The organism is Stenotrophomonas sp. SI-NJAU-1 (assembly GCF_020883215.1).
Taxonomy (GTDB): Bacteria; Pseudomonadota; Gammaproteobacteria; order Xanthomonadales; family Xanthomonadaceae; genus Stenotrophomonas; species Stenotrophomonas indicatrix.
This window is the reverse complement of the sequence record NZ_CP086598.1, coordinates 3,548,432-3,568,734: the sequence shown is the minus strand read 5'-3', so window position 1 is coordinate 3,568,734 and position 20,303 is coordinate 3,548,432. Positions and strand designations below refer to the sequence as shown.

Here is a 20,303-nt window from a genome sequence, read left to right as displayed (position 1 = left end):
ACCGGCACTCAGCCCGTCGAAACCGGTGCCTCGTCGCTGTCTTCGCCGATCCACCGGCGCAGCAGCTGCCGATGCTCGCGCGACAGGGTCAGGAAGCGGAAGCCCGCCCAGCTCTGGCCGGGTGCATGCGCCGGTTCGCTCCACAGCAGGTGTACGCCGACGTCGATCCACTCGCTGCGGCCATCGGCCAATGGCAACGGGAAGCGCAGCTGATACAGCGCGTCGTCGCGCAGCGCGGCACTGGCCAGCATCAGCATGCCGGTCTCGGACACGTTGCCAAGCCGACCGACCACGCTGTCGCGCATCTGGTCGGTCACCGGTACCAGATCGGACACCTGCCGGCGTGGCGCGCGGCGGGTATCAACGGGCGGTTGCGTACTCATGCGTTGGGCTCCTGCGGGCGACGTCCGGCCAGCGTGCGCAGTGCGCTCAGGCTGGCCTGCCAGGCGCGGTCGACCAGACGGCCCTTGTCTTCGGTGACCAGCTGCGCGCGTCCGGCGGCCATCTGCCGGGCGAGGGCATCCAAGCTGGTTTCGCCGATCTTCTGCCCACGCGCGTTGACCAACAGCACATGGCCGGTCAGCAGGCTGTACCAGGACAGGCGCTGGCGGCGCAGCGTGCCTTCGCCAGCGTCGATATCGAACCAGCTGCCGAAAGGCAGCGCGCACAGCTGCTGGTAACTGGCCTCCTCGGCCTCGCTGCGTGGTGCGGCAACGCTTGCCAGGGCCTGTGCGCCGGCGTGTTCGCCCAGCCGTGCACGGGCCTTCAGGCGTGCACTGAGCTCGGTGCGCGAGGTGCTTTCGTCTTCGCCACCCGGCGTGGACAGGCGGCGCGCGACGGCAGCCGCCTCCTCTGCGTGGTAGCCGACCTGCAGCAGGGCCGATTCAACCTCGGCAGCCAGCGCAGCGTCGGTCGCGCTGCTTTCGCTGGCGGCCTCGGCCGTGATCGCCGCGATGCGTTCGGTCTGCTGCAGGCGCTCCTGCCATTGCGGCGAATCATCGCCGTGGCGCAGGCGGGTCAGTGTCAATGCATCTGCCCACGCCTGGCGCAGCAGTGTCTGCACGAAGCGCGGCGGCTCCTGCGTATCGCAGCACTGGTCGATCTGCGCAGTGGCCTGGCGTCGCGCAAGTTCCAGCCGCTCCTTGCCGCGTGCGGCTTCCACGTGACGGCGCTCGGCCAGCTCGGCGCGGTGCGCGGCGGCACGCTGGTGCTGCTGTATCTCGTCGTTGGCGGCGGCAAAGGCCTCGGGCGTGCGTGCATCCTGGCCGAGCAGGCCCTGCACGCTCTGCGCCAGCCGCTGCAGCAGCTGCGGATCGACATCGTCATCGCCGAGCCAGCTGGCGCCGGCTTCAGCGACATGGTTGAGCAGTTCGCGTGCCGGATGTTCGTCGCGCACGAAGAACCCGGGATCGGCCATCGCTGCGCGCGCCAGCGGTACCTGCAGGCGCGCGAGCAGCGCGGCCGGCACCGGGTCCGGCCGTTGCTGCTGCTGCACCTGCTGCAGCAGCAGGCGCAGCAGATCGAGGTTGTCGCGGTCGTGGCTGCCAAGGCTGGCCTGCGTGCCATGTTCGCTGCGCAGCTGGGCGAGCACGGCGGCCTGCAGATCGGTCATGGCGCTGGCGGCGCTGGCCTGGCCCTGCAGGCGCGCCAGCACGGCATCGACCGCTGCACTGGGCAGGGCCGCTGGATCGGCCGCTGGCTGCGGGCTCTGCCGCGCCTGTTGCAGCATCTCGTGCAGCACGCTGCTGGCCGGTACCGTCATGCCGGCCGACGCGCCGGGCGCAGCCGCGTCGGCGAAGGCATCCTGCATCAACGTCGACCACGAGCCGGGCGGTGCCGAGCCACCCCAGCCGGTCATCGGCGTGGGCACGCGCGGCGACGGGCGTCCGCTGCGTCCGCTGCCGACCGACTGGGTGATGATCCGGCGGGTGCTAGAAGAGCGTGCCAGGTACGGGGTGTAGACCAGGCCCGGCAGGATGCCGTGCTGTGCCAGCAGTGCATTGGCGCGGTCGAGCACATCGCCCAGCCGCTCCAGCACCTGCCGCTCGAAGCTGCGGTACAGCGCCATCTGCACCTCGGCGCTGAGGGCATCCTGTTCGGCCAGCTTGCGCACCATCGCGCACAGGGCCTGCGGGGCCAGCGGCAGGGTATCGGCTTCAAAGGCCGGTGCACCGGCGACAACGCCCAGGCGCTGGCCAAGCAGGTTCAGGGCGTTGGCTGATCGCAGCGTTTCCCGGCGCACCATTTCAGTCAGCAGCAGGTCGCGGTCGACTTCATGCTCGGCGACCAGGGTCAGCCCCAGCATGCCGGGCAAGGGCGGTGGGGTGGCGGCGGCCACCACCGGGGCGGTCGGTTCACGCAGCCGCGCAAGCGCATCGGCCAGTGCATCAAGCATGCGGTCGCTGAAGTGGCCGGCGAACGCATGCAGCTGGCCGCGCTGTGCCAGCAGCTCGGCCTGCTGCTGCGGGTTGCGGGCATGGTCGGCGTCATGCAGCAGGGTCTGCTCCAGCGCTTCCACGGTCAGGATCAGCGGTGCCGTCAGGGCGTGGTGGCACAGGCCGATCAACGCGCCCAGCAGCTCGCGCACGCGCGGCGGCAGGTCGGCTGCGGCCAGGCGTGCTGTGTCGGCACTGGAAAGGGAAAAGACAGCAGACATCGGCGAGGGGGTCCGGATTCCCGCGGATCGATCTTGGAATCTACCGTGTCGGCCGGTGAAGGCGCTACTTTAGCGATGGATCCATTCAGGGCCGCCTGCGATGGCGGCGCCGCAGCAGATCATGCTTCCAGGAACAGGCTGACCACATCGTTGGTGAAGCGCCGGCCCAGTTCGGTCGGCTGCACGTGCCCGTCTGCCACCACCAGCCAGCCACGCTGCACTGCTTCGCGCAGCGGTGCGTCCAGCACGCTGCGGGCCAGGCCGGTGCGCGATTCGAAGTCGCGCAGGCTGAACCCTTCGTGCAGGCGCAGCAGGTTGAGCATGTACTCGAACGGCAGGCGCTCGGCGGCGATCACTTCATCACCGCCGAACGATGCGGGCGTGCCTGCGGTGTCCATGTACGTCTGCGGGTGCTTGTGCTTCCAGCGTCGCAGCACGTGTTCCTCGGCACCGGAACTGATCTTGCCGTGTGCGCCGGCACCAATGCCGAGGTAGTCACCAAAACGCCAGTAATTCAGGTTGTGTGCGCTCTGCCGGCCGGGACGGGCATAGGCACTCACCTCGTACTGGCCGAAGCCGGCCTGCGCCAGCAGCGCCTGGCAGTGTTCCTGCATGTCCCAGGCATGGTCTTCATCGGCGATGCCCTGCGGCGGCCGCGCGAAGAACACGGTGTTCGGTTCCAGGGTCAGCTGGTAGTGCGAGATGTGGGCCGGCTGCAACGCGAACGCGCGTTCCAGATCGGCCTCGGCACCGGCCAGGGTCTGCTCCGGCAGTGCATACATCAGGTCGATGTTGAAGTTGTCGTAGCCCGCATCCTGCGCCATCTTCACCGCGCGCTCGGCCTCGCCACTGTCGTGGATGCGGCCCAGTCGTTTCAGCGCGGCATCGTCAAAACTCTGGATGCCGAAGCTGAGGCGGTTCACCCCGGCCGCGCGGTAACGATCAAAGCGACCGTGCTCGGCGGTGCCCGGGTTGGTTTCCAGAGTGATCTCGGCATTCGGTGCAAAGCGCAGGCGGGCACTGGCCTGCTGCAGGAAGTGGTCGATCGCCTCGGGGGGGAACAGGCTGGGCGTGCCCCCCCCGAAGAACACGCTGCTGACCACCCGGCCCCAGACCAGCGGCAGGTCCTGGTCGAGGTCGCGCACCAGCGCATCGATGTAGGCATCGAAGGGCAGTTCGCCCTTGGCCTGGTGCGAGTTGAAATCGCAGTAAGGGCACTTGCGCACGCACCACGGCAGATGCACGTACAGCGCCAGCGGCGGTGGCACCAGGCGCGGTAGGGCGTCGTGGTCGCAGGCTTCACCGGGCAGGTGGTTGCAGTGGTCGTGGGCGTGGTCGTGCGGCATGGTGGTCATCGGTAGGGCCGGCCGCTGGCCGGCTTCCCTGTGTCGATCCGGTGGGGCATCAGAGCCAGGCCGCGAGCTGCTGCTTGAGCTGCTGCAGGGCGATGGCGCGATGGCTGATGGCGTTCTTCAACGCCGGTTCCATTTCCGCAGCAGTCAGGCCGTGGGTTGTGTCCAGGAATACCGGGTTGTAGCCGAACCCATTGGTGCCGCGCAGTTCGCGCATGATCTGACCTTCCCAGCGGCCTTCGCAGATCAGCGGCTGCGGGTCGGTGGCATGGCGCAGCAGCACGATCACGGCGTAGAAGCGGGCGCTGCGCTGGCCATCGGCGATGTCGGCCATCGCTTCCAGCAGCTTGGCATTGTTGGCCGCTGCATTGGTCGGGTGACCGGCATAGCGCGCGCTGTACAGGCCCGGTGCACCGCCGAGGGCATCGACGATCAGGCCCGAATCATCGGCCAGCGCCGGCAGGCCGGTCGCTTCGCAGGCCGCGCGCGCCTTCAGCAGCGCGTTCTCGACGAAGGTCAGGCCGGTCTCTTCCACATCGCCCAGGCCCAGTTCGGCGGCCGAGGTGATCTGCAGCGGCAGGTCGGCGAGGATTTCCTGCATTTCCACCAGTTTGCCAGCGTTGTGGCTGGCCAGGACAAGCTTCTTCATCAGCGGGGCTCCAACAGGTCCCAGGTGTTGCCATACAGGTCGCGGAACACCGCGACCGTGGCGTAGGGTTCTTCGCGCGGCTCTTCCAGGAACTGGACACCGGCAGCCAGCATCGCCGCGTGGTCGCGGCGGAAGTCATCGGTATTGAGGAAGAAGCCGACGCGGCCACCGGTCTGGTTGCCGATACGGCTGCGTTGTTCTTCGTTGCTGGCGCGGGCCAGCAGCAGGGCGGCGGCGCTGCCATCGGTTGGCCCGACCACTACCCAGCGCTTGCTGCCCTGGTCGATGTCGTCCAGCAGCTGGAAGCCGAGCTTGCCGGTGTACCAGGCAATGGCCTCGTCATAGTCGGCCACCACCAGGGTGGTCAGGGCGATGCGCCGGTTCATGCCGACAGCGCTGCCTGCTGCGCGGCCAGCAGCTCGGTCACGCCCTTCTCGGCCAGGCCCAGCAGCGCATCGAGCTCGTCACGGCGGAAGGCATGGCCTTCGGCGGTGCCCTGCAGTTCGATGAAACCGCCGCCGTCATTCATCACCACGTTCATGTCGGTGTCGCAGTCGCTGTCTTCGGCGTAGTCCAGGTCCAGCACCGGGGTGCCGCGGTAGACGCCGACCGATACCGCCGCCACCGCGCCGAGGATCGGATTGCGCTTGATGTCGCCGCGCTTCATCAGCACGTTCACCGCATCGACCAGGGCCACATAGGCGCCGGTGATGGCTGCGGTACGGGTACCGCCGTCGGCCTGCAGCACGTCGCAGTCCAGGGTGATGGTGCGTTCGCCCAGTGCGTTGCGGTCCACGCAGGCGCGCAGGCTGCGACCGATCAGGCGCTGGATCTCCAGCGTGCGGCCGCCCTGCTTGCCGCGTGCGGCTTCGCGGTCGCTGCGGGTGTGGGTGGCGCGCGGCAGCATGCCGTACTCGGCGGTCACCCAGCCTTCGCCCTTGCCACGCAGGAAGCCCGGCACCCGGTTCTCGATGCTGGCCGTGCACAGCACGCGGGTTTCACCGAAGCAGACCAGCACCGAACCTTCGGCGTGGCGGGTGAAACCGCGCTGGATGACGACCGGGCGCAGCTGATCGGGCTGACGGCCACTGGGGCGGAAATCGGACATGGGGCAGGTTCCGTAGGGAAAGGGAGTACGCCACCGTCCCCGCGGCCTTCACGGGGCGGGGAAAGGGGCTCAAAAGAGACCGCTAGGGTACCATTCCCCCTTTGCAAGCACCGGATACATCCATGATTCGAAGCATGACGGCCTATGCCGGCGGCGAGCGCTCCACCCCGTGGGGAACGCTGGGCTGCGAGCTGCGCTCGGTCAACCACCGCTTCCTGGAAGTGGGCACGCGCCTGCCCGAGGAACTGCGCGCATTGGAACCGCAGCTGCGCGAACGCATTTCCGCGCGCCTGAGCCGTGGCAAGCTGGATCTGGTGATGCGCCTGCGCGCGCCGGACTCGGCCGCCAGCCTGCAGGTCAACGAGGTGCTGCTGGGCCAGCTGGGCCAGCTGGCGCACCGGCTGACCTCCGATTTCCCCAACCTGCAGGTCAGCTTCACCGACCTGCTGCAGCTGCCGGGCGTCACCCAGGGTGAGGCCACCGATGCGGCAGCCCTGCAGATTGAAGCGCTGGCGCTGCTGGACCAGGTGCTGGAGGGCTTCATCGCCGCCCGCGAGCGTGAAGGCAATTCGCTGGCCACCGCCATCGCCGAGCGCGTGGATGCCATCGAGCGCATCGCCGCGGAGGTCCGTACGCTGATTCCCGCCATTCGCGACGGCCAGCGCACCAAGCTCGCCGCTCGCCTGGCCGACCTGCCGCATCCGGTTGATCCGGGCCGCGCCGAGCAGGAACTGGTGATGTGGCTGCAGAAGCTGGACGTGGACGAGGAGCTGGATCGCCTGTCCAGCCATATCGTCGAGATCCGCCGCGTGCTCAAGCAGCGTGAACCGGTCGGCCGCCGCCTGGACTTCCTGCTGCAGGAGTTCAACCGCGAGGCCAACACGCTGGGCTCGAAGTCGGTGGACAGCCGCACGTCCAACGCCGCCGTCGAGCTGAAGGTGCTGATCGACCAGATCCGCGAGCAGGTGCAGAACATCGAATGAGCATTTCCACGCCCCCGGCCGCGATCGCACGCGGCACGCTGTACATCGTTGCCGCCCCCTCCGGCGCCGGCAAGAGCAGCATCGTCAACGCCACCCTGGCGCGCGACCCGCAGATTGCCCTGTCGATCTCCTTCACCTCGCGCGCCATGCGCCCGGGTGAAGTGAACGGCCAGCACTACCATTTCGTCAGCGCCGAGAAGTTCGAGGAAATGATCGCCGCCGGCGATTTCTTCGAACACGCCTGGGTGCATGGTGACTGGAAGGGCACCGCCCGCCAGTCGGTGGAGCCGCAGCTGGCCGCCGGCCAGGACGTGCTGCTGGAAATCGACTGGCAGGGCGCGCAGCAGGTGCGCCAGCTGGTGCCGGGCACGGTGACGGTGTTCATCCTGCCGCCGTCCAAGCAGGCCCTGCAGGACCGCATGCGCAAGCGTGGACAGGACAGCGAGGCGGTCATCGCCCAGCGCCTGGGCGCCGCCCGCGATGAAATGCTGCACTTCAACGAGTTCGACTACGTCATCGTCAACGAAGTGTTCGATACCGCCGTGGACGAACTGTGCGCGATCTTCACCGCCAGCCGCCTGCGCCGGGATGCCCAGAAGGTCCGCCATGCCGGCCTGATCCAGGCCCTGTTGACCCCGGATGCGGGTTCAACTGATTGATTCCTAAAGGGTCCGGTGGGGGTTGGCTTGATTTTGTCCAGCCCCTGCCAGTACACTCCGTCCCCTTTCCCTCATTCGACTGAGCGGCCGACCGGTCGCCGGGAGCCCGTATGGCCCGCATTACCGTAGAAGATTGCCTGGAAGTCGTTAACAACCGTTTCGAGCTGGTGATGATGGCCTCCAAGCGCGCCCGTCAGCTCGCCAATGGCGTGCAGGCCACGCTGGACAACAGCGAGAGCGAGGACAAGCCGACCGTGCTGGCGCTGCGCGAAATCGCTGCCCGCAAGATCGACAACGCGCTGATCGACGAAGTCGAGAAGGCCGAGCGTGAGCGCGCCGAGCGCGAAGCGCTGGAGTGGGCCGCCGCCGAAGTGGTCGCCGACGAAGACATGTCCAAGAACGACGATTGATCGCATCGATCAACGTCATTGCTGGATACGCCGAACAGCCCGCCCCGTGCGGGCTGTTTCGCATTCAGGGTTTGCCGTAAACGTCGCGCTGGCATAGGCTTTGGCCATGAACCCAGGCCCCACTGCCAAGGTCGCCGCAGTCCCCGCTGCCGCCGTACCCGATTACGTACTCCAGCTCGAACGCGCCGCCCACTACCTGCCGCCCGAGCAGCTGCCGCTGCTGCGCCGTGCGTGGGAAGTCGGTGCCTCCGCGCACGCTGGGCAGACGCGCAAGTCGGGCGAGCCCTACATCACCCATCCGGTGGCCGTGGCCCAGGTGCTGGCCGAGCTCGGCCTGGACGTGGAAGCGCTGATCGCCGCGATCCTGCACGACACCATCGAAGACACCCCGCTGACCCGCGAGGCCCTGTCGGCCGAGTTCGGCGAAGCCGTGGCCGAACTGGTGGACGGCGTCACCAAGCTGGACAAGCTGAAGTTCCGTGACCGCCAGGAAGCAGCCGCCGAGAGCTTCCGCAAGATGCTGCTGGCGATGTCGCGCGACCTGCGCGTGATCATGATCAAGCTGGCCGACCGCCTGCACAACATGCGCACGCTGGGCGCGCAGAGCCGCGAAGCGCGGGGCCGCATCGCCCGCGAGACGTTGGAGATCTACGCCCCGATCGCGCAGCGGCTGGGCATGAGCCTGGTCAAGAGCGAACTGCAGAACCTCGGCTTCAAGGCGCTGTACCCGTGGCGCCACGCGATCCTGGAAAAGCACATCCGCAGCCAGCCGGTCGTGCGCCGCGAGGCGCTGGCGCAGGTGGAAGTGCAGCTGTCGCAGCGCTTGGCCAAGGAAGGCATCGAGCACCGCTTGGTCAGCCGCATCAAGACCCCGTGGAGCATCTACAACAAGATGCGCGACGAGAACAAATCCTTCGACCAGGTGATGGATGTGTTCGGCTTCCGCCTGGTGGTGCGCGGCGTGCCGCAGTGCTACCACTCGCTGGGCGCGGTGCATGCCGCGTTCAAGCCGCTGGACGGGCGCTTCCGTGATTTCATCGCCATTCCCAAGGCCAATGGCTACCAGTCGCTGCACACGGTGCTGTTCGGCCCGTATGGTTCGCCGATCGAAGTACAGATCCGCACCGAGGAAATGGACCTCATCGCCGAGCGCGGTGTGGCTGCGCACTGGACCTACAAGTTCGGCGGTGATTCGCCCAACAGCGCGCAGAGCCGCGCCCACGCCTGGATCGTCGAACTGATCGATTCGCAGCGGGCCGCCGGTTCGTCGCTGGAGTTCCTCGACAACGTCAAGGTCGACCTGTTCCCGGACGAGGTCTACCTGTTCACCCCCAAGGGCAAGATCCTGGCCCTGCCGCGCAATTCCACCGCGCTCGACTTCGCCTACGCCGTGCATACCGACGTCGGCAACATGGCCGTGGCCTCGCGCGTGGACAAGAAACTGGTGCCACTGCGTACCAAGCTGGTGTCGGGGCAGTCGGTGGAGATCATCACCGCGCGCTCGGCCACGCCCAAGCCGCAGTGGCTCGAATTCGTGGTGACCAGCAAGGCGCGCACCGCCATCCGCCACCAGCTCAAGCAGCTGGAGCACGAAGACGCCGTGCAGCTGGGCCACCGCATGCTCGACCGTGCGCTGGAGGCGATGGACAGCTCGCTGGAGCGCCTGCCCAAGGGCCGCCTGGATGCCTTCCTGGCCGAACACCGGTTCCCGCGCCTGGAGGCCCTGCTGGCTGAAGTCGCGCTGGGCAACTGGATGCCGACCCAGGCCGCGCAGGCACTGATGGCCTACGCCGAACTGCGCGGCGGCGCGCATTCGCGCCACAGCTCGCAGGAAAAGATCCTGATCAACGGCAGCGAGCGGGGCGTGGTTACCTTCGCCGGCTGCTGCCAGCCCATTCCGGGCGACGACATCATGGGCTACCACACCGCCGGCAAGGGCATTGTGGTGCACCGCATGGATTGCCCGAACCTGGCCGAACTGCGCAAGTCGCCCGAGCGTTGGGTGCTGATCGGCTGGGATACCACCGTATCCGGCGACTACGACACCTCGCTGGTGGTGGAAGTGGAGAACGGCACCGGCGTGCTCGCACAGCTGGCCGCGGCGATCGCGCAGAGCCATTCCAACATCGAGCGCGTGGATTACCTGGACCGCGACTTCAACGCCGCAGTGCTGGCGTTCAACATCCAGGTGCGCGACCGCAACCATCTGGCCGAAGTGATGCGTCGCCTGCGCCGCCTGTCGGTCGTGCAGGCCGTTCGCCGGCAGTAGATCCACGCCATGCGTGGATGACGTTCCGCGCACACAACGCACGGGGTCGGATCCGTTTGCCGCCGGGAAACGGATCCGACCCCAGCCGACATTGCCCCCACCCGGTACAATCACCGCTCTGTTTTCCCCCAACGCACCGGAGCGACCCATGTCCCGCCAGATCATCAACACCGAAAAGGCCCCGGCCGCCATCGGCCCGTACTCGCAGGCCGTGCGCGCCGGCAACACCGTGTATTTCTCCGGCCAGATTCCGCTCGACCCGGCCACCGGCGACATCGTCGGCGTCGGTGACGTCGAAGCGCAGGCCCGTCGTGCCTTCGACAACCTCAAGGCCGTGGCCGAAGCCGCCGGCGGTTCGCTGGACAAGGTCGTGCGCCTGGGCCTGTACCTGACCGACCTGGCCGAATTCGCCAAGGTCAACGCGGTGATGCAGGACTACTTCCAGGCCCCGTTCCCGGCCCGTTCCACCATCGAAGTCTCCGGCCTGCCGAAGGGCGCCAACTTCGAGGTCGACGCGGTGATGATCATCGACTGACCGCCACGTGGCACGCAAGGCGGCGGTCACCCCGGCACTGGCACCGTCCGGTGAAGCATCGCTTGCGATGCTCGCCGGCGTCGGGCCGGCCGTGGCCGCCAAGCTGCAGGCGCGTGGCCTGGCCACCCTGCAGGATCTCTGGCTGCACCTGCCGCTGCGCTATGAAGACCGCACCCGGCTGACCCGCATCGAAGACCTTCGCAACGGCATTCCGGCGCAGGTGGAAGTGCGGGTGGTCGCCGTCGAGCGCGGCATGCGCTACCGGCCGATGCTGAAAGTGGCGGTGGAGGATGAAGGGCAGGGCACCCTGGTGCTGCGCTTCTTCCATTTCCGCCAGCAGCAGGTCGGCCAGTTCGCGGTCGGCAACCGCCTGCGCTGCTTCGGTACACCCAAGCCGGGGCACCTCGGGTTGGAGATTGTCCATCCCAGTTACCAGGTACTGGGCCGCAACGACGATCCCGATCTCGGCGACCGCCTCGACCCGGTGTATCCCACCGTCGAAGGCGTCGGCCCGATGACGATGCGCAAGCTGATCGGCCAGGCGCTTGATCGCCTGCCGGAAGAAAGCACGCTGGAACTGCTGCCGACCGGCTGGCTCGAGGGCCTGGGCCTGCCATCGCTGCGCAGTGCGTTGCTGACCGTGCATCAGCCACCGCCGGATGCAGACCTGGCCGCACTTGCCGCCGGTACCCATCCAGCGCAGCGCCGGCTGGCAATGGAAGAACTGCTGGCGCACCACCTCAGCCTGCGTCGCCAACGCATTGCGCTGCAGGCGCATCACGCGCCGCCGCTGGCCGGTCCCGGCAAGCTGGCCAAGGCGTTGTTGAAGCAGCTGCCGTTCGCCTTGACCGGCGCGCAGGCACGCGTGTTCAAGCAGATCCGCGAAGACCTTGCGCGCCCCAGCCCGATGCTGCGGCTGGTGCAGGGCGATGTCGGCTCGGGCAAGACCGTGGTGGCGGCATTGGCAGCGATGCTGGCGGTGGAGCAGGGCAAGCAGGTCGCACTGGCCGCCCCCACCGAACTGCTGGCCGAACAGCATCTCAACAACCTGCGCGGCTGGCTGGAGCCGCTGGGCGTGCGCATCGCCTGGCTGGCCGGCAAGGTCACCGGCAAGGCGCGCGCAAAGGTGATGGAACAGGTTGCCAACGGCGAAGCGCAGGTGGTGGTGGGTACCCACGCACTGATGCAGGAGGCGGTGGTATTCCACGATCTGGCGCTGGCCATCGTCGATGAGCAGCACCGCTTCGGCGTTCACCAGCGCCTGGCGCTGCGCGACAAGGGCAAGGGCGGCAACAACGTGCCGCACCAGCTGGTGATGACCGCCACGCCGATTCCGCGCACGCTGGCGATGTCCGAATACGCCGACCTGGATGTATCGGCCATCGACGAACTGCCGCCGGGCCGCACGCCGGTGCAGACCGTGGCACTGAACAACGATCGCCGCCCCGAGCTGATCGAGCGCATCGCCCTGGCCTGCCGCGAAGGGCGGCAGGTGTACTGGGTGTGCACGCTCATCGAAGAAAGCGAAGAACTGGATGCCACCCCGGCACAGGCCACCTACGAATCGCTGCAGGCGCTGCTGCCGGGCGTGCGCGTGGGGCTGGTGCATGGCCGGCTGAAAGCGGCCGAGAAGCTGGCGACGATGGTCGCGTTCAAGGCCGGCGACATCGACCTGCTGGTGGCCACCACCGTGATCGAAGTCGGCGTGGACGTGCCCAACGCCTCGCTGATGGTGATCGAGAACGCCGAGCGCCTGGGCCTGGCCCAGCTGCACCAGCTGCGTGGCCGCGTCGGCCGTGGTTCGGCGGTGTCGCGCTGCGTGCTGCTGTACCAGGCACCGCTTTCGCAGATGGCACGCGAACGCCTGCAGACCATGCGCGAAACCAACGACGGTTTCGTCATTGCCGAGAAGGATCTGGAGCTGCGCGGGCCCGGCGAACTGCTGGGCACCCGGCAGACCGGCCTGGCCGGTTTCCGCATTGCCGATCTGGCCCGCGACGCCGGCCTGCTGCCGGGCGTGCATGCGCTGGCCGAACGCCTGCTGGCGCAGCAACCGGCGCTTGCAGATCGCGTGGTGCAGCGCTGGATCGGTACGGCCGTGCGCTACGCCTCGGCCTGACCGCGCGCGGCACGTCGCCTCGACACACCTCCACGCATGGCGTGGAGCTACAGTGCCAAGCGCTCGGGCAGCCCAGGAAGCACGAAATACTCGGACGCCTTCCCCACGCGCTCTTTACTGACAAGTCCGGCCGTCACCAATCCGTTCAGGTCCTTCAGCGCAGTCGGATATGTAATGGTGTGCGCTGCCTGGTGGCTGGCCACGGTGTAAGTGCGATCGGGATCCTTCAGTGCGTTGGCGAGCAAAGCGCGCTGGCGGTGATTGAGCGGTCCGTTGCCAAGTCGAGCTGTACGAAGCATGCGCCTCGCCGCTTGATCCTCTGCATGCTTCCTGGCGATGTAGGCATGCAGTCCCTGGATCGACTGCTCAATGGCCTCCAGTTGCTGCGACACGAAGTAGCCAAGATCCCGATTGTCACTCTCGGTATACAGGTAAGCCCGCATGTACTTGCCCGGGGATTTCTTCAGTACGCTGGAAATGGACAGGTATTCGGTCATCCAATACCCAGCATTCATCATCGCCCAGTAGAAAAGCACGCGTGCGGTGCGCCCGTTGCCATCCACGAAAGGATGGTCGTAGCCGATCTGGAAATGCAGTGCGATTGCCTTGGCGACCGGATGAATGAACGGTGTGCTTTCCTCATTGATGAACTGGCACAGCCGCTCAATTCTCGCAGGCACTTCCTCGGCCGGGGGGGGGATGTGCAGCAGCGTCGGCGGTGAACCGCGGTCGAAGATCGCAACGTTGTCCTCGGCCGTCCTGAATCGCCCGGAGTCGGTTGGAAGCTCAAGCGTGCCGTCAGTGAGGATGTTGTGCAGTTCCAGGATCTCGGCGGGCGTGATGGGGCGTATGCCGCGCTCGCGGATGACGTTCATCGCCACGTAGTTGTTGTAGATCATGCGCTCGGACTGGTCACGTGGAGCCCGACCAGTACTCAGCATTTCCTTCGCTACGGCTCGCGTGGTTGAGGCGCCTTCCAGCTGCGATGAGGTCATGGCTTCCTCAATCAACGAGCGGATCAGGAACCGTCCTTGGCCGCTGGCTGCGTCCACGCCCTTCACCGAACCTGCGGCTTCCCTGTCGATGTAGTGCAGGCGCCGTTGCATCGAGTCGGTGAGTGCCAGCTTGAAAGGTTGCTGTGTCTTGTCCAGCAACTGCGGCAGGGGCTTCAACAACGCCGCCCGCGTCCACGTGATGCCCAGCCACCACTGTTCCGCGTTCAGGCCTTCCGGGGGCGTCCTATGGCGCAGTTTGTCCCAATGTTCGTAGACGCCGTTTACCTCAGGGCCGATCCGGGCATCGAGAATGCTCCCGAGGGTCTCGACGTGTTTCCGGGCAAGCGTCGACAGGTCAGGCGCTGGAGTGGGCAGCTTCATGGCTGTTTGCTATAAAAAGAATATATGTTTTTATAGCAAACAACGTTGAGATCGCCAAGAACGCCTCTAACCGAAGCCTGTTCATGTTTATGAGCGGACATGGCATGGGCCTTCTCCGATCTGAAAGGGGCTACCCAAGGCTTGGTCACGCTGCCGGCAACTGCGTACCCATGTATTCGGCCAAACCCCGGCATGCCAGCAGCAACCCGAAGGGATAACGGGATGCAGTCATGTCGGCAGTCCTTGTGCGCAAGGCAGGAGGCCACCCACGCGAAGGCGAGGGTGGCGGACGGTGAGTGGTTCCAATACCGGTGACTGCCTCAAGAACGCCGGCGGGCGCGAAGCCCCCACGCACCGCCCGCCATAGAACGCGCGGACGGATTGCCTGCCGGACGCCACGCAGTAACACGCGCGCAACGCCAGCAGGCAAGCGTAAACAACAAGGCAGTCAAACGGGATTGGAAGCCCGCGCCATCCGTTGTCGATGGCCTCCCATGTTTTCCATGAAGGACCGTGCGCCTCAATGAGAAAAGTTGGAAAGATCGAAAACGCTGCAATTGCAGCGCGGCCCTGCGCGGCACGCCGATTACGTCATCTTTCCCGATCCCGCCGACGTCCATCCACGCATGGCGTGGATCTACCGTGTCGACCAAGGTCGACACCCACCAAGAGCAGGCCATTCCATTCCGAAAGATCGCGGAAATCTGTCGAAGGCGGGGTGGGGCCGGTTGCGGGGGCGTGAGCGCCATGGGCCCGAGGCATGCCTCGGGCGGGTTGGGCAGGACGCCCAACCCCGGTCTTGCCGTGTGCGCAGGACAGCGCACACGAGCAAGGCGCGACCGAGCTTACATGGACGTACTTGCAGCGTCCCCCGCAACCGGACCCACCCCGCCATCCCACGGAATGTCAGCTTCTGCCGTTGCCGTTGCCGTTGCCGTTGATTCGGCGGGTGCCGGGCGCAGCCCGGCCGAACCCGAACCCCCGTACTTGCAACGGTCATCATCCCGGTCCACACTTCGTTGCCGATCTGAAGACGGCAACGATGACCAAGAAGATCCCGCTGTTGATCGATACCGACCCCGGTGTCGACGACGCACTGGCCCTGCTGATGGCCTTCGCCGATGAACGGCATGACGTGGTCGCCCTGACCATCGCCGCCGGCAACGTAGGCCTGCAGTACACCGTCCGCAACGCCCTCAAGCTCTGCGACATCGTCGGCCGCACCGACGTGCCGGTGTTCGCTGGCAGCCCCGATCCGCTGCTGCATCCATCCGTCGACGCCGCCCACGTGCATGGCCGCGATGGCTATGGCGATGTGGACCTGTCGCCGCCGAGCCGCCAGGCCGACGCCGAGCACGCCGCGCTGGCCATCCTGCGCCTGTCGCACCAGCATGCCGGCGAACTGATGCTGGTGATGCTCGGCCCGCTGACCAACCTGGCACTGGCGCTGAAACTCGATCCGACCCTGCCCCAGCGCATCAAGCGCATCGTGGTGATGGGCGGCGCAGTCACCTGCCACGGCAACATCACCACCGCCGCCGAATTCAACATCGCCTTCGATCCGGAAGCCGCGCATGTGGTGTTCACCGCGTTCCCGCACTTGCTGGTGTCGGACTGGGAAGCCACCGTTGCCCACGGCCTGCCGTTGGCCGAAGCCGAGCAGTGGCTGGGTGCCGATTCCGATCGCGCGCGCTTCTACGAGCTGATCTCGCGCAAGACCCGTGGCCTGTCCGAAGACAGCAAGGGCGGCCGCTGGTATACCGCCGACGCGCTGGCCATGGCCTGGGCGCTGAACCCGGAAGGGCAGCTGCAGGTTGAATCGCGGCCGCTGAATGTGGAACTGAACGGCACGTTCAGCCGCGGCGCGACCATCGTCGACTGGAACCGCCAGACCGGCCAGCCGGACAACTGCGACCTGCTGATGGCCTACGACCAAGGGCGTTTCGAGGCCCTGGTACGCCAGGCCCTGGGTGCGGACTGAGGTCAGCCCCCTGCACTGGTTGCCCCGGGCGGCAACCAGTGCTTATAATGCCGCTCTTGACCACCAGCCCATTTACGGTGTGAGCCCATGAAGGCCGATATCCATCCGAACTACCGCGACGTCGTCTTCCATGACGTCACCTCCGATTTCAAGATCCTGACCCGCTCGACCATGAGCACGAAGGAAACCATCAAGTGGGAAGACGGCAACGACTACCCGCTGGTGAAGGTTGAAATTTCCTCGGCTTCGCATCCGTTCTACACGGGCAAGCACAAGGTCATCGACACCTCGGGCCGTATCGACAAGTTCCAGAAGCGCTACGCGCGCTGATACGTCGTACCCGGTTCGAACCGACGGCCGCGCTCTGCGCGGCCGTTTGTTTTTGTCCAGCGCCTGCCCAACGGGCGTTTGGATGGACGGAACACTGCGTCCTTGTGACAACGCTTTTGCCGATCCCGGCCGCTCGCTGGCAGGGTGCCGGCTGCCTGTCGTCTACGACTTCTGTCTAGCGCCCGGCAAATGCTGCTGTGCGATAATGACCTGATCCCCGGCACAGGCCGAGGACGTCATTCACGTGCCTGACCAATGCGCTTGGGCAGGCGCCTTCCCATGAAGGAGCGCACACAGTGTCCGATCTTGATCAGGTCACGCTCAACGCCGGCGATAAGTCGGTCGTTCTGCCCGTCATCAAACCCACCCTCGGCAACGACTGCGTCGACATCGCGAAGCTGACCAAGGAAACGGGGTATTTCACCTACGATTCCGGTTTCACCGCGACGGCCAGCTGCAAGTCCGCCATCACCTACATCGACGGTGACAAGGGCGTGCTGCTGTATCGCGGCTACCCGATCGAGCAGCTGTCGGAAAAGTCGAGCTACGTCGAAGTGGCCTACCTGCTGATCAACGGCGAGCGCCCGAGCGCCGAGCAGCTGAAGGCCTTCACCGACGAGCTGGCTGCCGAAGCCAACGTCGATGAGTCGATCAACACCCTGATCGGCAGCTTCGCCAAGGATGCCCATCCGATGGCCATCCTGACCGCCGCCATCGCGCAGCTGTCGGGCATCTACCACGCCTCGCTGGACCTGTCCGACGCCGAACAGCGCCGCCAGGCCGCCGTGCGCCTGATCGCCAAGGTGCCGACCCTGTCGGCGCTGATCTACCGCCACGGCAAGGGCCTGCCGGCCAACAAGCCGGATACCTCGCTGGACTACGTCAGCCGCTTCCTGAAGCAGACCTTCGAGTCGGCTGATGGCAAGTACGAGCTGAACCAGGACGTGGTCAAGGCACTGGACCTGCTGTTCATCCTGCACGCCGACCACGAGCAGAACGCGTCGACCTCGACCGTGCGTCTGGTCGGTTCGACCGGTGCCAACCCGTATGCGTCGGTCGCCGCTGGCGTCACCGCGCTGTGGGGTCCGGCCCACGGCGGTGCCAACGAAGCCGTGCTGAAGATGCTGGAAGAGATCGGTTCGGCCGACAACGTCGAGTCGGCAGTGCTCAAGGCCAAGGACAAGACCTCCGGCTTCCGCTTGATGGGCTTCGGCCACCGCGTGTACAAGAACTTCGACCCGCGCGCCAAGGTCATCGGCGAGATGACCGGCAAGGTGCTCAAGCAGCTGGGCGTGCAGGATCCGCTGCTGGACGTGGCCGTGAAGCTGGAACAGGCCGCGCTGCAGGACGAGTACTTCGTCGCCCGCAAGCTGTATCCGAACGTCGATTTCTACAGCGGCATCATCTACAAGGCGCTGCAGATCCCGACCGAGATGTTCACCGTCATGTTCGCCCTGGGCCGTACCTCCGGCTGGGTCTCGCATTGGCTGGAACAGCAGGTCGACCCGGAAATGAAGATCGGCCGTCCGCGCCAGGTCTACACCGGCCACGACGTGCGCGACTACCAAGGCTGATCGCCTGCGGTAGGTTGTGCTGAAAACGCCCCGCGATTGCGGGGCGTTTTTTTTGCTTCGCTTTTGGTAGATGCCAACCTTGGTTGGCAAGCTTTCGGTGCCGCGAAACATCACCCACGCATGGCGTGGATCTACTGCGCTCCGGGCGCTTGGCATGATGTTCGCCGCGGCAAGACCGCGTGATTCAAGGGTCTCACCAGCTTCACAAGCGCTCGCGCAGCCTCAGGACGCCAGCTGCACCTGCAGCACTGATACGGAGCGTCCAACCCATGAGTACCCGTTTCGACCTGCCCGAGCGCGATCCACTCGGTCCTGATATCGCCACCGTGGTGGCCACTCCCGTCGTGCCACCGCCCAGCGAAAGCGCGGTGTCCTGGGGCGCCATTTTCGCCGGCGCCGTTGCGGCCGCCGCACTGTCGCTGATCCTGCTGATCCTGGGCGTTGGCCTCGGCCTGTCCTCGGTTTCGCCCTGGTCGTTCGAAGGGGTGTCCAAGGAAACCTTCGGCTGGACCAGCGTCGCGTGGCTGACCTTCACCGCGCTGGCCGCTTCCGGTCTGGGCGGCTACCTGGCCGGTCGCCTGCGCACCAAGTGGACGCAGCTGCACGGCGATGAAACCTACTTCCGCGACACCGCACACGGCTTCGTGTCCTGGGCTGTGGCGACCCTGCTCACTGCTGGCCTGTTGACCTCGGCCATCGGTGGCGTGCTGGGCGCCGGCGCAAAGGTGGCCGGCGCGACCGCAGGCGCCGCTGCCACCACTGCCGGTGCTGCCGTGGCCGGCGCTGGCAGCGCTGCTGCAGGCGCACCGGAGAGCGACCTCAACTACTGGGTGGATTCGCTGTTCCGCAACGCCACCACGGCCGGCCCGGACGCCGCCGGTGCTCCTCCGGTTGCGCCGGCAGCGGGCGCAGCGCCGGGTACCAGCCCGATGGACCCTGCCGCACCACTGCCACCCCCGGCCGCCGCCAGCGTTGGCCCACGTGACGCCCTCGCGGCCCCGCCGCCGCCGCGCCCGTTGCCGGGCACTGGCCCGATGGGCGACCGCCGCGAAGTCCGTGCCGAAGTGAACCGCATCATCGTCAACAGTCTGCAGGGCGATGGCCTGGACCAGGCCGATACCCAGTACCTGTCGCAGCTGATCGCACGCGAGACGGGCATGAGCCAGGCTGAAGCGCAGGCCCGTGTGACCGACGTGCAGACCCGCATGCGTGCTGCGCTGGAGAAGGCGAAGAACACCGCCAAGCAGGCCGCCGACGATGCGCGCAAGGCAACGGCCTATGCCGCACTGTGGCTGTTCATCACCCTGCTGATCGGCGCCTTCTTCGCCAGTCTCAGCGCCACCTGGGGCGGCCGTCGCCGCGATCTGTAACCCGCATCTGATGCAAGGAGACCTTTGATGAAAACGCTTCTGCTCTGGTTCCTGGGCGTGCCGATTCCGCTGTTGATCCTGTACGCGATCTTCTTCTAGGCACCGCACCGTTCATCGCATCAGGCCGCCGAAAGGCGGCCTGATGCATTTGTCATTACTGCAATGAGGTTTGTTGCAAAGACCGGGTGAGGAAATTTGCATAATCCTCAAACATTGAACGCCTTCAAGGAATCTCCTTAACACTCATCTATTTAGGAAAGCTTGAATGGCCGCAAGGTACGGCGCTGCCTACCATTCTCTCGTCGCCCGCCCCCACGCAGGCGGGTGATGCCTCCGCACTGGAGGCCTCATATCCCACCGTCCGAGAGAGACACCATGAACTCCATCCTGAAGAAGGCCGCGCTCGCTGCAGCGCTGGCTACCGTTTCGCTGTCCGCCAATGCATTCGATGCCGACATCAAGGTCTGGGCCAACGTCGATCCGACCCTGGCCCTGCTCAAGGCCGATGGCACGGCGCTGGAGTCGGTGGTCAACCTGGTCCACAACCCGGTCAGTGGCCTGGTGCCGTGGACGCAGCAGGTGCGCATCTACTCCAACGATGAAAGCAAGGACATCGAAGTGCGTGTTGGCAGCACCCCGCAGCTGCTCAACACCGATGGTGGCGGCGCGCCGGTGCCGTTGACCGTCAGCCTCAATGGCAAGGCACTGACCGTGGCCGCACAGGACTTCACCGCATCCGACCTGTTCGATGGTTCGCTGCCGGGTGCGTCGATCCCGATGGCGCTGCGCATCGCGCAGACCACCCCGGCGCCGATCACCCGCGGTGGCAGCTACGAAGGCATCGTCACCATCGCCATGCAGCAGAAGACCACCAGCCCGTAAGGCACCCGCGCCGGCCCGCTTGCCGGGCCGGCTGCTTCCGGTAATTCCCC

At 66.3% G+C, this 20,303-nt stretch carries 18 protein-coding genes; 11 read left to right on the top strand and 7 right to left on the bottom strand.

All coding sequences use genetic code 11. The features are described from left to right. Positions 1-8 precede the first annotated feature (8 nt). From LMF57_RS16225 to rph, 6 genes are all read right to left on the bottom strand, one after another. Positions 9-383 carry a PilZ domain-containing protein gene (locus tag LMF57_RS16225; RefSeq protein WP_025874204.1) on the bottom strand — a complete coding sequence of 125 codons (375 nt, stop codon included), beginning with the start codon at positions 381-383 and terminating at the stop codon, positions 9-11. Next, positions 380-2,656 (bottom strand): DUF1631 family protein, encoded by a 2,277-nt coding sequence (locus LMF57_RS16220; protein WP_229290221.1) that lies wholly within the window; start codon positions 2,654-2,656, stop codon positions 380-382. Before LMF57_RS16220 ends, LMF57_RS16225 begins: the two co-directional genes overlap by 4 nt. 119 nt (positions 2,657-2,775) lie before the next feature. Next, positions 2,776-4,002, bottom strand: coding sequence for a radical SAM family heme chaperone HemW (gene hemW, locus LMF57_RS16215; protein WP_229291403.1), 1,227 nt, complete (start codon positions 4,000-4,002; stop codon positions 2,776-2,778). A 58-nt stretch (positions 4,003-4,060) separates the two neighbouring features. Further along, the gene (rdgB, locus tag LMF57_RS16210) at positions 4,061-4,657 is read right to left on the bottom strand and encodes an RdgB/HAM1 family non-canonical purine NTP pyrophosphatase (RefSeq protein WP_229290220.1); all 597 of its coding nucleotides are present in this window, start codon (positions 4,655-4,657) and stop codon (positions 4,061-4,063) included. Further along, positions 4,657-5,043, bottom strand: coding sequence for a VOC family protein (locus LMF57_RS16205; protein WP_117311303.1), 387 nt, complete (start codon positions 5,041-5,043; stop codon positions 4,657-4,659). The genes rdgB and LMF57_RS16205 overlap by 1 nt, the downstream gene beginning before the upstream one ends. Beyond that, the gene (rph, locus tag LMF57_RS16200) at positions 5,040-5,765 is read right to left on the bottom strand and encodes a ribonuclease PH (RefSeq protein WP_025874210.1); all 726 of its coding nucleotides are present in this window, start codon (positions 5,763-5,765) and stop codon (positions 5,040-5,042) included. The genes LMF57_RS16205 and rph overlap by 4 nt, the downstream gene beginning before the upstream one ends. A gap of 122 nt (positions 5,766-5,887) precedes the next feature. Between rph and LMF57_RS16195 the strand changes: the two genes are divergently transcribed. The 6 genes from LMF57_RS16195 to recG all read left to right on the top strand — a co-directional run bounded on the left by LMF57_RS16195 (position 5,888) and on the right by recG (position 12,740). Then, a complete protein-coding gene (locus LMF57_RS16195; RefSeq protein ID WP_229290219.1) occupies positions 5,888-6,748 on the top strand; it encodes a YicC/YloC family endoribonuclease in 861 nt (286 codons plus the stop codon). Further along, on the top strand, positions 6,745-7,407 hold the full coding sequence (gene gmk / locus LMF57_RS16190) for a guanylate kinase (protein ID WP_032976987.1): 663 nt from the start codon (positions 6,745-6,747) through the stop codon (positions 7,405-7,407). Before LMF57_RS16195 ends, gmk begins: the two co-directional genes overlap by 4 nt. Before the next feature lie 110 nt (positions 7,408-7,517). Then, the gene (rpoZ, locus tag LMF57_RS16185; protein WP_049469622.1) at positions 7,518-7,817 is read left to right on the top strand and encodes a DNA-directed RNA polymerase subunit omega; all 300 of its coding nucleotides are present in this window, start codon (positions 7,518-7,520) and stop codon (positions 7,815-7,817) included. A 106-nt stretch (positions 7,818-7,923) separates the two neighbouring features. Beyond that, the gene (locus LMF57_RS16180; RefSeq protein WP_025874213.1) at positions 7,924-10,086 is read left to right on the top strand and encodes a bifunctional (p)ppGpp synthetase/guanosine-3',5'-bis(diphosphate) 3'-pyrophosphohydrolase; all 2,163 of its coding nucleotides are present in this window, start codon (positions 7,924-7,926) and stop codon (positions 10,084-10,086) included. 148 nt (positions 10,087-10,234) lie between these two features. After that, positions 10,235-10,621 carry a RidA family protein gene (locus tag LMF57_RS16175; RefSeq protein WP_229290218.1) on the top strand — a complete coding sequence of 129 codons (387 nt, stop codon included), beginning with the start codon at positions 10,235-10,237 and terminating at the stop codon, positions 10,619-10,621. Positions 10,622-10,628: 7 nt separating this feature from the next. After that, positions 10,629-12,740 carry an ATP-dependent DNA helicase RecG gene (gene recG, locus LMF57_RS16170; protein ID WP_059064985.1) on the top strand — a complete coding sequence of 704 codons (2,112 nt, stop codon included), beginning with the start codon at positions 10,629-10,631 and terminating at the stop codon, positions 12,738-12,740. A gap of 47 nt (positions 12,741-12,787) precedes the next feature. On the opposite strand, the gene LMF57_RS16165 is transcribed toward recG, so the two are convergent. After that, the gene (locus LMF57_RS16165; protein WP_229290217.1) at positions 12,788-14,116 is read right to left on the bottom strand and encodes a Fic family protein; all 1,329 of its coding nucleotides are present in this window, start codon (positions 14,114-14,116) and stop codon (positions 12,788-12,790) included. Between the two features lie 1,042 nt (positions 14,117-15,158). On the opposite strand from LMF57_RS16165, the gene LMF57_RS16160 reads away from it, so the two are divergent. The 5 genes from LMF57_RS16160 (at position 15,159) to LMF57_RS16140 (ending at position 20,253) form a co-directional block, all read left to right on the top strand. Next, on the top strand, positions 15,159-16,097 hold the full coding sequence (locus LMF57_RS16160) for a nucleoside hydrolase (protein ID WP_229290216.1): 939 nt from the start codon (positions 15,159-15,161) through the stop codon (positions 16,095-16,097). Positions 16,098-16,184: 87 nt separating this feature from the next. Continuing rightward, the gene (locus LMF57_RS16155; protein ID WP_006389217.1) at positions 16,185-16,427 is read left to right on the top strand and encodes a type B 50S ribosomal protein L31; all 243 of its coding nucleotides are present in this window, start codon (positions 16,185-16,187) and stop codon (positions 16,425-16,427) included. Positions 16,428-16,723: 296 nt separating this feature from the next. After that, the gene (locus LMF57_RS16150; protein ID WP_025874217.1) at positions 16,724-18,001 is read left to right on the top strand and encodes a citrate synthase; all 1,278 of its coding nucleotides are present in this window, start codon (positions 16,724-16,726) and stop codon (positions 17,999-18,001) included. A 269-nt stretch (positions 18,002-18,270) separates the two neighbouring features. Then, a complete protein-coding gene (locus tag LMF57_RS16145) occupies positions 18,271-19,371 on the top strand; it encodes a hypothetical protein (protein WP_229290215.1) in 1,101 nt (366 codons plus the stop codon). A gap of 375 nt (positions 19,372-19,746) precedes the next feature. After that, on the top strand, positions 19,747-20,253 hold the full coding sequence (locus LMF57_RS16140) for a CS1 type fimbrial major subunit (protein ID WP_140226628.1): 507 nt from the start codon (positions 19,747-19,749) through the stop codon (positions 20,251-20,253). Positions 20,254-20,303: the final 50 nt, after the last annotated feature.